The organism is Paenibacillus sp. Soil522 (assembly GCF_001428245.1).
Taxonomy (GTDB): Bacteria; Bacillota; Bacilli; order Paenibacillales; family Paenibacillaceae; genus Pristimantibacillus.
In genome coordinates this window covers 194,001-208,122 of record NZ_LMRV01000077.1, presented here as the reverse complement: position 1 = coordinate 208,122, position 14,122 = coordinate 194,001, and the positions used below count along the sequence as shown (strand labels likewise).

General features: G+C 48.2%; 10 protein-coding genes and 3 pseudogenes. 2 read left to right on the top strand and 11 right to left on the bottom strand.

What is annotated here, in order from left to right; translation table 11 throughout:
* Window positions 1-197 precede the first annotated feature (197 nt).
* Window positions 198-2,390 (bottom strand): alpha-galactosidase, encoded by a 2,193-nt coding sequence (locus ASG81_RS24395; protein ID WP_056640530.1) that lies wholly within the window; start codon window positions 2,388-2,390, stop codon window positions 198-200.
* Window positions 2,391-2,454: 64 nt separating this feature from the next.
* Window positions 2,455-3,504, bottom strand: a complete 1,050-nt coding sequence (locus tag ASG81_RS24390) for a LacI family DNA-binding transcriptional regulator (RefSeq protein WP_056640527.1) — start codon at window positions 3,502-3,504, stop codon at window positions 2,455-2,457.
* A 155-nt stretch (window positions 3,505-3,659) separates the two neighbouring features.
* On the opposite strand from ASG81_RS24390, the gene ASG81_RS24385 reads away from it, so the two are divergent.
* Window positions 3,660-4,349, top strand: a complete 690-nt coding sequence (locus tag ASG81_RS24385) for a hypothetical protein (protein WP_056640524.1) — start codon at window positions 3,660-3,662, stop codon at window positions 4,347-4,349.
* 84 nt (window positions 4,350-4,433) lie between these two features.
* Here the strand turns inward: ASG81_RS24385 and ASG81_RS24380 are convergent, their stop codons facing one another.
* The 3 genes from ASG81_RS24380 to ASG81_RS24370 all read right to left on the bottom strand — a co-directional run bounded on the left by ASG81_RS24380 (window position 4,434) and on the right by ASG81_RS24370 (window position 8,952).
* Window positions 4,434-6,929, bottom strand: coding sequence for a bifunctional diguanylate cyclase/phosphodiesterase (locus ASG81_RS24380; protein WP_056640521.1), 2,496 nt, complete (start codon window positions 6,927-6,929; stop codon window positions 4,434-4,436).
* A gap of 295 nt (window positions 6,930-7,224) precedes the next feature.
* Window positions 7,225-7,752, bottom strand: a complete 528-nt coding sequence (locus ASG81_RS24375) for a hypothetical protein (protein ID WP_056640518.1) — start codon at window positions 7,750-7,752, stop codon at window positions 7,225-7,227.
* Between the two features lie 138 nt (window positions 7,753-7,890).
* Window positions 7,891-8,952, bottom strand: coding sequence for a CobW family GTP-binding protein (locus tag ASG81_RS24370; protein WP_056640515.1), 1,062 nt, complete (start codon window positions 8,950-8,952; stop codon window positions 7,891-7,893).
* 275 nt (window positions 8,953-9,227) lie between these two features.
* On the opposite strand from ASG81_RS24370, the gene ASG81_RS24365 reads away from it, so the two are divergent.
* Window positions 9,228-10,319: an alanine racemase gene (locus tag ASG81_RS24365; protein ID WP_056640511.1), complete on the top strand. Its 1,092-nt coding sequence runs from the start codon at window positions 9,228-9,230 to the stop codon at window positions 10,317-10,319.
* 115 nt (window positions 10,320-10,434) lie between these two features.
* Here the strand turns inward: ASG81_RS24365 and ASG81_RS33170 are convergent, their stop codons facing one another.
* The 6 genes and pseudogenes from ASG81_RS33170 to ASG81_RS30335 form a co-directional block, all read right to left on the bottom strand.
* The gene (locus ASG81_RS33170; RefSeq protein ID WP_056640508.1) at window positions 10,435-10,674 is read right to left on the bottom strand and encodes a hypothetical protein; all 240 of its coding nucleotides are present in this window, start codon (window positions 10,672-10,674) and stop codon (window positions 10,435-10,437) included.
* Between the two features lie 578 nt (window positions 10,675-11,252).
* Entirely contained in the window at window positions 11,253-11,711 is a 459-nt protein-coding gene (locus ASG81_RS24355) for a hypothetical protein (protein WP_056640505.1), read from the bottom strand.
* A gap of 244 nt (window positions 11,712-11,955) precedes the next feature.
* Window positions 11,956-12,651: pseudogene (locus ASG81_RS33165) on the bottom strand (RNA-guided endonuclease TnpB family protein); the annotation flags it as partial.
* Window position 12,652: 1 nt separating this feature from the next.
* Window positions 12,653-13,082, bottom strand: a pseudogene (locus ASG81_RS33160) (RNA-guided endonuclease InsQ/TnpB family protein); the annotation flags it as partial.
* A gap of 1 nt (window position 13,083) precedes the next feature.
* A pseudogene (locus ASG81_RS33155) lies at window positions 13,084-13,508 on the bottom strand (RNA-guided endonuclease InsQ/TnpB family protein); the annotation flags it as partial.
* A 366-nt stretch (window positions 13,509-13,874) separates the two neighbouring features.
* On the bottom strand, window positions 13,875-14,033 hold the full coding sequence (locus ASG81_RS30335; RefSeq protein ID WP_442952955.1) for a YvrJ family protein: 159 nt from the start codon (window positions 14,031-14,033) through the stop codon (window positions 13,875-13,877).
* Between the last annotated feature and the right edge of the window lie 89 nt (window positions 14,034-14,122).

The window sequence follows — 14,122 nt, the reverse complement described above, 5'->3', positions numbered from 1 at the left end:
AAAAAAACGAAGAGCTCTGCGAGCCTGCAATCTGCTTATCCTCCCTGGAACAAACGGCAGCAGCCTCGACATCTATAAATTAGCCGACTCGGCGGATACATAACATGCAGAAGAGGGCGTACCGGAAGTTTAATGAACTTCCGGTACGCCCTCTTGATAAGATTCAATAAATCTGCCGTTATAAACCGTACTCCGCTTTACTCCACTGCGCGGAAACGGTACACCTTGCTCGAGTAATCGCCGAAAAATTGCGGTGTCGCCAGGCCTGCGTAAAGCAGCTGATCGCCGCCGAATACCGTTTCCTCGCCATACAGCTTGTAATCGCGGTTCGGATCGAGGCCTTTTAGGCGGAAGCGGTTAAGCTTCGGATTCGGCTCCTGCAGCACGGAAACAAAGACGACAAAAGCTTCGCTTTGATCTTTGGATACGAACATCCACGCCGTTTCATTGCCCTCGAACGGACTAAGCAGACGATAGAAGTCTCCGAACTGCACAAGATGACGAACATCCTTGTACAATGCAACCTGCTCCTTGACCTCGTTCTTCTCCTCTTCTGTAAACTGAGTCAGATCAAGCTCATAGCCGAAGTTGCCTGACAAAGCGACATTCCCTCTCGTCGCAAGCGAGGTGATCCGGCCAACCTGATGATTAGGCACAGCAGAGACGTGAGCGCCCATTGCGCTTACCGGATAAACGATGCTTGTGCCGTATTGGATTTTCAGGCGGGATACCGCATCCGAGTTATCACTCGTCCAGGTTTGCGGCATGTAGTACAGCATGCCGGCGTCGAAGCGGCCGCCGCCTCCGGAGCAGCTCTCGAACAAAATATTCGGGAACGATGACGTAATCTCCTCAAGCACGGCGTAAAGGCCAAGTATATACCGGTGAGCCGTCTCGCGTTGACGCTCGGCAGGCAGCAGCGCAGAGCCGATTTCCGTCATGTTGCGGTTCATATCCCATTTCACGTACGTAATCGGAGCGCTTGAGAGAATATCCGAAACCGACTTCACAATATATTCTTGAACGTCCTTGCGCGACAAATCGAGAACGAGCTGCTGTCTCGCTTGCGTGCGTCGGCGCCCCTCCACGTGCAGGCACCAGTCCGGATGCGCTTTGTACAGCTCGCTCTCCGGCGATATCATCTCCGGCTCGAACCATAAGCCGAATTGCATATCGAGACGCTTCACGCGGCTGACTAAATCCTCCAAACCGTTTGGCAGCTTATTGCGGTCTACGAACCAATCGCCAAGCGAAGAGTTATCACTATCGCGTTTACCGAACCAGCCGTCATCCAGCACGAACAGCTCGATGCCGAGCTCTTTGCCCGCGCGCGCAATGTCTTCGATTTTATCCGCGTTAAAGTTGAAATAAGTCGCTTCCCAGTTATTTACAAGAATCGGACGCGTCTGGTCACGGAACGTACCGCGAATTAAGCGGGCGCGGTAGAAATCGTGGAAGCTGCGCGACATGCCGCCAAGCCCGTGCTCGGAATGGACCATAACCGCCTCAGGCGTTTGGAATTGCTCGCCCGGCTCCAGCTGCCAATTAAAGTCGAACGGGTTGATGCCTATGAATAGACGTGCGGCATGGAATTGATCCACTTCTACGCCGGCTGTGAAATTGCCGCTGTATACCAGATTCACCCCGTACACGTCGCCATGATCCTCTGTCGAACCTTCGGAAAGCAAAGCGACAAACGGATTTTGCATATGGCTGCTCGAGCCACGGCGGCTCTCGATTGACTGCAATCCTGGAACGAGCTTCCGCTTATGAATATGACGCTCGCGAATCCAAGCGCCGGATAGCTGCAGCATTTCAAAGCGGTCATGCGCAAAATCAAGGCTCATGCTTAATGCGCGCTGCAATTGCAGCGTGTCGGTACCGTTGTTGACGATTCTAGCCGAGCGGGTAATCGCATCGAATGCTTCGAATACGGTATAAGACAAAATAACAGACAAGCCGGTCAAGTCATCTTTAAGTGTAATTTCCAGCGTTTGCGCTTCGGAGTCGCTTTCCGTATACGCCGCCGGCAATCCGGCAAGCGCTGGCTTACCATCGGTGATTTTATACGATTCATAACGCAAATCCGTTACGGTTGTGCCGTTAGGCAGCTTGACCTGGAAAGCAGGCATCCGAAAGTCGGAGTTGCCGTAGGCGGGATATTCATGCGGAAGCGTATCCAGCGACAATTCCAACTGGTCCAGCTCCGTGCTTGGAGTAAAGGAAGCGCGCTCTGCCAGCTCAAATAACCGCTCCAGCTGTACGCCGCGAACTTTTTTTCCCCAGTAGATATGCGCGGGATATCCTGTTTTTGTAACGTGGATGACATAGCTCGTATCCTTCGACTGTAAATGAAATACCGAACGCTGCTGATCATATTGAATAGTCAAAATAAATACCCTCCTAAAATTTACATACACGCCAGGCATAGAGAATCTCTGTATCCGGATCTTCTTATTCCGCTTCGCCTTTTTTCAATGAGCTGCCGCAGCTTTCGCGAACGATGAGTGTCGTATTGATCGTCATATGAACAGCCGCCTCACGCCCTTCAATACGCTCAAGCAGCAGCTGTACAGCCGTTCTTCCCATTTGCTCCGTATGCGCGCGAACGGTTGTTAGCGGCGGATTCAAATATTCGGAAATTTCGATGTCGTCAAAGCCTACAATCGCCATATCCTCCGGCACTTTAATACCATGCTCATGCAGCGCCCTGAGCGCGCCCACTGCCATCGGATCACTGCCGATAAAGCAAGCCGTCGGCCGCGAGCCTTGCTGAAGCAGCTGATTCATCGCTTCGAATCCGCTGTTAGAAGACCAATACGCCTTTACCACATAGCTTTCATCATAAAGCCCCAGCTCGCGCAGCGCCTTCTCGAAAAATATGCGGCGCGGCTCATCGTTCTCCGTGTATTCAAATTGACGATTCAGCCGGTGCACATTATCGTGACCGCCGATGTAGCCGATTTTTTCATGCCCCAGCTTTATCAGATGCGAGATTACCGCCCTAGTCGCTTGCTCAAAATGCAGCTTCACTGTATCGTACTCGTTAAGCTCGTACGAATGGTTGACAAAAACAAGCCGATTGCCGTTACCATACAATTGACGGACATCGTTATCATCGATCGAACCGACAACGATGACGCCATCCAGCTCGTGCACGGGCTGCATCTCCATGCGGCTGTTGCCACGAAACACTTTAATAATGCTGATTCCGAGCTCTTCGCAGCGTGTTTCAATTCCTTTTCGAATAGAATAAAAATAAGGATCTTCATGCTCATCCTCAAGTGACGACCACATGAGCAAACCGATTTGCTGGCGGGACAGTTGCTCTTCCTTTTTCATTCTTCGCAATCTGGAAGGCTTATATTGCAATTGCTCGGCAATACTGAATACACGTCTCCGCGTTTCCTCGCTTACTGCCAGGGTGGCATCATTATTCAATACCCTTGATACAGTAGCAGCTGAAACGCCCGCTTCCTGCGCAATCTCTCTTATTGTCGCCATTTCACACTCCGAATTTAGTTAATAATTTTACTGAACACAAATATAGTTTAACAGAGAAAAATAAAGTCCACAAGCACCTATGCAACTTTTCAGAACAATTCACGTCTGACTTATAAAGAAGCTTTAAAACCAAATCACATATGGGGTGATCGAATATGAAAAAATGGATGGCTGTCCTCGTGCTAGCGCTCCTTCTATCAGCCTGCAGCTCAAATGCAAACCAAACGAACACCAATGCAGGAAACGGAAACACAGCTTCGAATAATGGTCAAAATCAAAGCACGGAAACGCCTGAACCAACTGCGGTAAGCGAACCAAGCACCGATGTTGATAATGAACCTCCGGAAGCTGCAACGCCCGAGGATGCGGCGGCCGCAGTCATTTTAGCTTTAAAGGAAGATGACATGTCCGCACTTGCGGTATACATTCATCCTGTTAAAGGTCTATTGTTCTCTCCCTATGCGCATATTGATACCGCGACTGCCAAAGTATTTCCAGCCTCAAGTTTGCCGGCATTAACAGATCCGACCGTTTACAATTGGGGCTCCTTTGACGGCTCCGGCGATCCGATTTCATTAACCTTTCAACAGTATTATGACAAGTTTGTATACGATAAGGATTTTATGGAACCGGAGACTGTAGGCGTAGATCAAATAAAAGGATTGGGGAACACGATCGTTAACATTGAAGACGTATTCCCAAACAGCTTTGTAATGGATTATTATTTCAGCGGTTTTGACCCACAATATGGTGGAATGGATTGGGAAAGCCTCATTCTGGTGCTTGAGGAGTTAAACGGAGCCTGGTATGTAAGTGCGATCGTCCACTCTCAGTGGACAATATAAATTACGAAAAGCTGCCTCCTCATGGAGGCAGCTTTCTTTAGAAATCTTTTCGCTTCATAATAAACAAGCCGGCAAATTTTCACATCAAGCATTTTCTTTCAAATGCTCCAGATAAAGCTGCGCGAACCTAGGCGCTTGAACGGGAGGACTAAATATGTAGCCCTGAACGGCATCGCATTTATGGTCACGTATGACACGCAGCTCCTCTTGCGTCTCCACACCTTCCGTAACCACCTTCAAATTCAAATTATGCGCGATGACGATGACGGATTTGAAAATCATTTGCTTCTTTATATCGTTCACGATACCGCTTATAAAGGATTTATCCAGCTTCAAAGTATGCAGCGGAATATTTTGCAAATAGCTGAGCGATGAATAGCCGGTACCAAAATCATCAAGCGACAGCTTAACGCCAAGCTGCTGCAGCTCGTGCAATATTTTGAGCGTGTGCGCGGGATTATCCATAAAAATCGACTCTGTAATTTCCAGCTCGATCAACTCAGGACGAATGCCCGCATCCGAAATGATATGTTCGATCGTATGTACGATTTGCTTCTGCTGGAATTGAATCATCGACATATTAACACTTACTGTAAGCGGCGGCAAACCCATCCGCTCCCACTCGCTAAGCTGCCGGCATGCCGTATAGAGCACCCATTCGCCCAGCGGTATAATAAAGCCCGTCTTCTCCGCAATCGGAATGAAATCCAGCGGCGACACCATGCCAAGCTCCGGGTGCTTCCACCTTATTAAGGCTTCCGCTCCAAAAATGCTTCCGGTAGACACGTCGATCTTCGGCTGGTAATCAAGCATAAATTGGCCGAGCTCCAACGCCTTTAACATGCTGTTCTCAAGTATAAGCTCCCTCTTCGACACATCATTCATGGAAGGAGAATATATTTTGCACGTGTTGCGCTCTTTCTTGGCGACGTACATCGCAATGTCCGCTTCCTTCACGAGCTGATCCGCAGTTGCGGGCGTCCATTCATGATGAATGCTCATTCCGATGCTTGCCGAAATATAGAACATCCGGTCCTTTAGCCTGATAGGCTCGGAAATGACCGACAATATCTCTTCCGCTATGCGCGTGGCCTGATGCAGATGAATGATGTTTTCCAGCAGAGCGATATACTCGTCGCCCCCGAACCGGAATACGCGCCCCCCGCTGCCAACCGCACGTACGATGCGCTCCGCCACCTGGCGGAGCAATTGGTCACCCATCGCGAGATCGAGCGTATCATTAATCATTTTGAACCGGTCAAGGTCGATGAAGAGCAGAGTAAAGTAACCCTTAATCATAATTCCCGCCGCCGCTTTCCCTTCCATATAGCGATGATAAGCATAGCGATTCGGCAGGCCGGTCATTAAGTCATGCGTCGATTGGTACTCGATCAGATGCTCTGCTTCCTTTCGCTGGTTAAGCATATTATTGAAATGATTCGCCATAAATTCAAATTCATCATTCGTATGAATGCTTAGCTGCATCTCTTCATTTCCGATGGCGACAGCAGAGGTTGCTTGAACAACCTTATGAATATTAACCAAAATGATTTTCCGGACGAGCAGCACCATTACGATCGTCATGAAAAGCAGGGCAAGCCCTGTTATAAGAATCGATTCCCTAAGGCTCTTATAGTAATCCGACAGCATATTCTTTTTTGGAATGACTGTTTCAATATACCAAAACACATTATGAATCGGTATGGGATAAAAAATTCGCAGGACAGTCCCGTCACCGCTTGGACCTTGCGAATAACCGAACTGCGGTTTCGTCCCTTTCATCGCTTCAAGCTCATCGTAATTCGACCATAGCCGATAAGGAAAATTAACAAGCTCCGGATTTCTGCCGTTGGCCAAATATTTATTATCAGCCGTAATCATATTTGCGTAACCGCCTAACGGCCGAAAAGTCTCAATATGCTTCTGGACGGATTCTAACGAGATGTCCGCCCCTACTATTCCTAAAAATTGATCCTGCTCGTCCAAAATTGGCAGTACAAGCGAGGTCATCAATATCGATTTATCTTCTACATCGTAAGAATACGGCTCAATTAATGAAAAGGATTTGGTAAGCTTAGGAATTTGATAGTAGCTCCCTTTCTCTTTATCCTCGTAATCCTCAAGAGCCAAAACGATAATGGTATCATCCTTTCGAACCGTATAGGGAATGAACCGCCCGGTAGCATCATCGTAGCTATTTTTGTTGCGGTAAAGCGCATCTTTCCCGTCATACGCATTCGGCTCCCATAACGTGTAAACGCCTAAAACTTCAGGATTCCTGCTAAGCACCTGCTGCAGCAATTCGACGATGTATTCACGATTCTGCATATGATCCTTGTCCATCTGAAGCATGGTTGCTTTCAGCGTCTCCAGCATCGCCATTGTTTGATCCATCGACTTCGAAAACGGATTTATGTATGCCATGGTCTGGGTTTGCGCGAGAAGCTCGCTTTCACGCAGATTGGACTCATAAAGCTTGATAAGGTGGGTAGATACTAAAATAGCAAATGAAAGAATAACAAGCAGGCCAAGAGAAAATATTAACTTTTGAGCAATGCTTAGCCTAATCTTTCTCAACATCTATCAGCCCCTTGTTGTTGAACAAAGCAAACAAACGATGAAATATGTCAAATTACGATATGGCTCTAGTATACTTGACATTTTGGCCCAATTACAATGAGAAAGATAGGATGAAAATACTATATATTTCGACAAAAACCTGCTTTTTGACTCCTATTCTTTCACGACGCAAGAGTCGGTTGCTCCTATTTCGATTTCAAATAGACGGCAAGTTTTTTCGAATTTTTGTTTATTTGGCTTAAAAGCAAAAATGCCCTCTCGGAAAATGACCGGGAAGGCAAGTCGAGATATCAGGCTATGCTTGATTTTGCTTGTCCTTCTGCTTATCGTCATCATCGGCGGAACGATCATGATCTTCCAAGCGATGGGGACGTTTGCCTTTTCCGCCATGAAGAAGGTAAAGCTCTTCGCGCAGCTGCTCCGAGGTTTTACCTTCGGTCTTAATGCCATGCTCCTCGGCTATTTTGCGCAAATGCTCCAGCCGCTTCGCTTGATGCTCCGCTTTAAAGGCTTCCCACTTATCCTTATTGGCCAGCTTCGCTGCCTCTACTTCCTTCTTCAGCTGTTCAGCAGTCTTCCCGTCCGTTTGAATGCCAAAATAGGTAGCTATTTCCTTCAGCTTCTCCAGCCGGTACGCTTCAAAATCTTTGCGCGTCATTTTTCCCTTGTGATGCATATGCCCGCTATCTTCGCCTGACTCTTTAGGGTGCTGGATCACTAGTGCAGCATCCGGCAAAGCCGTTACCGACTTCGCTGCCCATACAGGAGCGACTGAAAACAGAACGGCAAGCGCCACGGCGGGGATAAACCATTTTCTAATCATTTGCTGCCACACCTTTCCATTGCTTTCATGATGCAGAGGCTGTAGCCAAGCCTCATCTGGATTATTTTGCCCAAGCATTCACGTGAATAGTCATGATAATGGCAGTTTTCGACATTTTCCTCCCTTGAACAAGCCAGCTTACTCGTCCATTTTCCCGGCCTGCTCCAGATGCTCCAGCTCCCTCAGCAGCCAATCCTTGGAGAAATGCTCCCCGATGAATACCGCCACATCGTTTACATGCCCCTGCGGATCGATTCTCATAAAATCAGATTCCTTATAGGCGTATTGAAAAAGAAACCGGCTTGGCGCATCCGTAAACGTCACGATCCCCTTCGCACGGTAAATGTTAGCCGGCAGCCTCTGCAGCAGCGACTCGAATGCTTCACTGCTTACCGGACTGCGCCAATAATGCGTTACGACCATGACATGCTCATGCGAATGATGGCTACCGGCATGGTCGTGATGGTGATCGTGATCGTGAGAGCAGCCGGCAACCGAGCAGGTCCCGCCTTCGCCATGAGTATGCTGCTGCATTTGACCCGCTTCAATATCGGCATGCATGCGGGATTTAGCGCTTGATTCTGCCTCCGCCTCCAGCCAGCTCCAATCGTCAATCGCACAGCGGACGGTCGCTATGATCCGGGCATGGGCATTTAGCCCGCGCAGCTGCTGCTGCGCTTCCACCAGCTGATCCGGCTCCAGCTTGTCCGCCTTATTCAGCAGCAATATCGTCGCGCACCGAATTTGCTCCTGCATCAGCTTGAACGTGCGCCCTTTGCCGTTCCGGCTGCGCTCCAGCAGCTCCGGTCCGTCAACCACCGTAATAACGCTGCGCAGGTCGATCGCTTTGTACATAGCCGCTTCTGTTACCCCGTCCAACGTTTCCATCGGATTTGCGGCACCTGTCGATTCAATAAAAATGACATCAGGCTGATGCTCGCTTATAAGCATGCTGATCTCCATTCCCAAATCGCCGCGCATCGTGCAGCAAATACAGCCGCTCAGCATTTCCGCCATCGGCACCTCATCGCCAAGCAGCTGTCCGTCTAAATTAATATCCCCCAGCTCGTTCATAATGACAGCCGGCTTCTTGTCTTGCGCTTTGTAATAGTCAAGCAATCTGCTTAGCAGTGTGGTCTTGCCGCTCCCTAGAAATCCCGACAGCAGATGCACGGGTATATGTGGTTCTCTATTATTCATCGCAGCTTCTCCCGTTTTTGCGTATTTAAAAATGACTGATTCATTTCACTATTATATCGTAACTGTTACGTTCTTTCATCTGTTTATGGAAGGAGCAGGTCGTATTCATTTGAATCAATAGTGTAGCACTGCTTAAGTTGTTCAAATCGAAGCATCCATCTACAAGAAGGTACATAAGGTATTTAAAACCGAAGCAGCCATTGAGCAGGCCGCAGGCGATCCCGTTCCGCCACCTACTCCATGACGCCGGTTAACCGTTATATGAAGGACGCGAGCTGGAAACCCCTTGCCTCGTCATCGACAGCAGCATTGTCGATGCCAACATCATTGCAATGGCGGAGGCGGTACAACGCTGCGGCGTGAAGCTTCGTCCCCATGCTAAGACTCATAAGCTGCCGGAGATGGCTGCCCGGCAAATCGCCGCTGGCGCTATCGGCATAACCGCTGCAAAAATTTCCGAGGCTGAAGTAATGGCAAGCGGCGGCATACGCGATATATTCATCGCTTATCAGCTTATCGCTAAATCCAAGCTTGAAAGAGCGGCTCGTTTAAGTCTGTCCGGCATTCGTTTGATCATCGGGGTGGATAGCCTGGAAGGCGCTAAACGAATTTCTGAAGCGGCCGAGCGCGAAGGCGCCGAGCTTGAGGTGCGGCTTGAACTGGAAACGGGATTGCGGCGCACAGGAGCTGCAATCGACAAAGCGGTACAGCTGGCCAAGCAAATTAGCGGGCTAAACAAGATTAAGCTTAGCGGCATTTTCACCTACCGGGGCGCTATGCTTGGCGGAGCATCGACGCTCGATGTGAGAGCCGCCGGTCATGAGGAAGGCCGCTTAATGGCCGATGCGGCAGCAGCTCTAAGAAGCGCCGGAATCGCTATTCAAGACGTGAGCGTCGGGTCCTCGCCCACTGCGGCGTTCGCCGCCGAGGTGGAAGGCGTGACCGAGGTTCGTCCCGGCACTTATATTTATCAGGACCGGATGCAGGCTGCCTTCGGCACTTGCACCTTTGATAATTGCGCCGGCGCCGTGTTCGCTACAATCATTAGCCGTCCCTCGGATGACTTAGTCATTATCGATGGCGGCAGCAAAACGTTCGCGACAGACATACAGCCGGACAATGCCCCGCTGTTTCTCAAGGGCTTCGGCCATATTGTCTGCGATCCCGATGCGGTGCTGGAGCGCATGAACGAAGAGCATGGCATGATTCGGGTAAAGCCGGATGCGGTGTATCAGGTGGGCGACGTCATTCGTATCATCCCTAATCACATTTGCAGTACGGTCAATTTACACAGCTTCGTCTACATCAAAGAATCGTCCGGAAAGCTGCGAAAGACAGCTGTAGCGGCACGCGGAATGCTCGAATAGAGCGAAGGAGGGATTCTGGCATGCCAAACCCCCAAGGCTCAGGCACTTGGGGGTTTTAAACCTATTTCAGTTAGTGGAAACGCAATTTTACCGATTTACAAGTAAGCTTTGTCGACTACCACAAGCAAGCGCGGGAAACGATTACAAGTAGTATGAATAGGACTAAAATTATTCCTACATTTGAGAATACTCCGCCAACTACAGGTGCGCAATGGCTTACACCTGCAACCGGATAGTGTCCTGGTCCTACGTTTGCACCTGCAACCGGGTAAGGTACGTTTGGTCCTACACCGGCACCCGCAACTGGGTAGTTTCCTGGTCCTACGTTTGCACCTGCTACTCCTCCATAGCCCATTTGTTCATCTCCTTTTTATCAAGGTACAGTATCCTATGATTCTAGACGAAAATTGTATAGGCGTTTGTGCAAAATGTGCTCCTGCTCATTTTTGGCTGCAGCCCACACCCTTCTTATACAGTGATCAGCTTGCCTGGTCCGACAAAACCCGCTCAGGCAAAAGAACCTTCAAGTCATTAATATACCAATTCATAAGCTCGTCCAAAAAACTAACATATAACAACCCTAAGGCTCAGGCACCTTAGGGTTGTTATTATGCTTGCAGTTAGTAGCAATACGCTTATACCGGCTCAGAAGCTAGCTACAGCTGAGCGATTAAAAGCAACAAGAGCGCAATATAATAACGAGTAGTATAAAGAGAACGAGAATAAAGCCAAGGTTTGAGGATCCGCCTACGCAATGGCTTACGCCTGCAACCGGGTACGGTGCGCAGTATCCTGGTCCTACATTGGCACCTGCTACTCCATAGTTCATTTGTTCATCTCCTTTTTGATGTCTTACACAATATCCTATGATACAAGGTGAAAAGCGTATGGGCTTTTGCAGGAAATGAGCAGTTGCCTAAAGCTGATTTTTCCTTAGTCTTCAATAATGATCTCTATATTATTGTCATAGGCTTTTATGTATGAATATCCGCCTATGGGTAAAGTAAACTGTGGAGTTGTATGTCCAAAATCGGCATCGGTGATAACTGGAATATGATCTAATTCCTTCAGCGTGCACAGATTTCCTCCGATTATGGTTCCCTCGGCTTTTCCATGGTTTATAGCATATGGTCCTTCATTCCTGATAAATGAACGGTTCACTTGATCCAAATACCACAGGTCATCGCTCCATTCCTTCGCAGGCTGAATGACGGTCAGCTCATCCTGTATCATGATCTTTTTAAAATATAGTTCGGTATATTCATTTCCATGAAGCATGCCAAACGTAGAAAAATGAGGTCCTGAATAAGTCGTTAATCCTGTCTTTTTATGAATACTCCCGCCACTTACCGATGCTGTCGCTTCGGCAAGTGGGGGTTTCTGATGTATCATCCTTACTTACTTCAGAATGCTTAACACCAGTGGAGTTGACACGTTGACGGTCTGGTTACCATCCAACCCCTCTATCCCATCNACCCGGAGCACCCATTCATGCTCGTCGCTATATACAAGCTGCTCTCTGATTTCACTCATTGCAAACGCCTCATTTCATTTGATTTATTCGCATGAATATTCCCGCCACTTACCGATGCTGTCGCTTCGATTGAAGTGGGGGTTTCTGATGTATCATCCTTACTTACTTCAGAATGCTTAACACCAGTGGAGTTGACACGTTGACGGTCTGGTTACCATCCAACCCCTCTATCCCATCTGTTCCTTGGGCGGATACGTTTGGGAATACTTTTCGCAAGATGTTCGCTGCGCCGTTCACATCGGCATTAATCAGGCCCTTCGTGCTCGTATACAGCCCTCGATGAATCCGCTTGCCAGAGAAGAGCCATATCCCCTCTTCATCATAACGCGGCAATGGGTCTTGATCGAGGAAGCTAGCTTTCGAGGTGTACGCTTCTTCGGTCAACGTAACGGCTATTCCCTGTTCAGCAGCTTTATACTGGATCATCCTAACGAGCGTCTGGTGCGGGATGTGACAGAAAGACTGATTGTTTCGTCGTCCGATCGCAGACGCTTGCTTCCATCCATCGTTATGCGCGGGTGACGATCGTGCCGATCTGTTGCTCCACTGCCAATTGAACGATATGACGGCTTACTTTGTGGAACAAGTCTTTGATCCGGCGATAGCGCTTCAGATGCAAACGTTCCAATCGGGCTGACGTATGTGCACCTTCGTGCGATTTCTTGCCCTGACGAAGAATGCCGATATTATGAGCCTTCCTCTTGTTGTAATATTGATTAATCGCTTTGATCATCTTGCCCTTCACGAGCATCGGTTTCGAACCGGTAGTCGTAACGATGGTTGCAAGATTTTCAACGCNTGATCATCTTGCCCTTCACGAGCATCGGTTTCGAACCGGTAGTCGTAACGATGGTTGCAAGATTTTCAACGCCAAGATCAATCGCGAGCACGTTTGCTGTCACTGCTTTCTTCTTTTCTAACGGATAAACGAAGACCATTTCGACGACAAATTGGCCGTGGCTCGGCACCACACGCACCTGCTTCAGTTGTCCGTCGGTACAGCCTAGCTTGCCGATATTAAGCTGCAGCTTGGTCTTCGGAAGTTTAAGATACTTCTGTTCTTTAATCACGCAATCCTGGTTGGAGAACACGACTTCTTTCACTTTACTATGGACATATCCCGGTATACGAGGCTTTCCGCTGTATTTCCCGGGATGCTTTCGGTAGTCCTTCATACTGGCGAAGAAAGATAGCCAGTTTTGAAATGCAATCTTCATGATGCCTTGACTNTGCTTTCGGTAGTCCTTCATACTGGCGAAGAAAGATAGCCAGTTTTGAAATGCAATCTTCATGATGCCTTGACTGCTTTGCGCGGGGAGTGCCCGATACTCGCTCTGATCCATCACTTTGAACAATGCATCCAAGAAGTTATAAGAAATAAATGGCTTCTCCTTGGAAGGCAGCTTGAACGGATTGGAACGATTCTTCTCGCTCAGCCGTTCGTTCATCGCATCGATATGCGCTTCCATTGTACTTATTACTTGTTGTTGCAACGGCTGCAATGACTCCTTCTGCCCAAAGGAAGTAAACACCTGTCGGATGTAAAAGTTGGTCATGTTATACAGGTTCTTGGCGTTCTGACACGCTTGGTCCAGGTACGCAAACAGCCGATGGCCGGGTTTGACCCACACTTGATAAGTCCTGTATTTGGGCATTAAATCTGTCATGACTTCACCCCCTACCGATCATATTCAGGAACATACGTTCCCTTGTATTATATCGCTAAAACATGTGGAAGAATAAGTTATAGCCGCACAATCGTTTCGGATTAGATGCAATAAGGGTAAATTTTTGGAGCTTGAAACGATGAAACCCAGATGCTCTAGTTTCCTTTTAGCTATTTCTATCTGATCAGCCGCAATCAACGATAAGCTTCTGGAAGGTGCAATGATACGTATTTCATCTCCTGGCATTAATTTGCTTGCTTTCATCCCGTATCTCCTTTTGCACGTCAGCAGGCTGCCGAAACCGCAGCAGCCTGCTGCTTGTGCAAAGCGGCATTTCCCCTAACTGTCCCCGCTTCATTTATCCCGGCGTTCGTGAATTAATTCAATAATTGAGGTCGAAAGCGCATCAATTTTTTTCTCAAAACGAATGAGCAAGTAGACGGTTAAAACGATAGGAAATCCGACTTGTCCAACCGCGGCAATTATTGGGGCAATTGATATCGTCTCCATCATAAGTTCACCTCCTTCCGTAATTATAGTAAGGTATTTAAAATACCTATCTTTTTAAAACTGTGTTCTCTTTTAGGCGGCATTTACGGTAT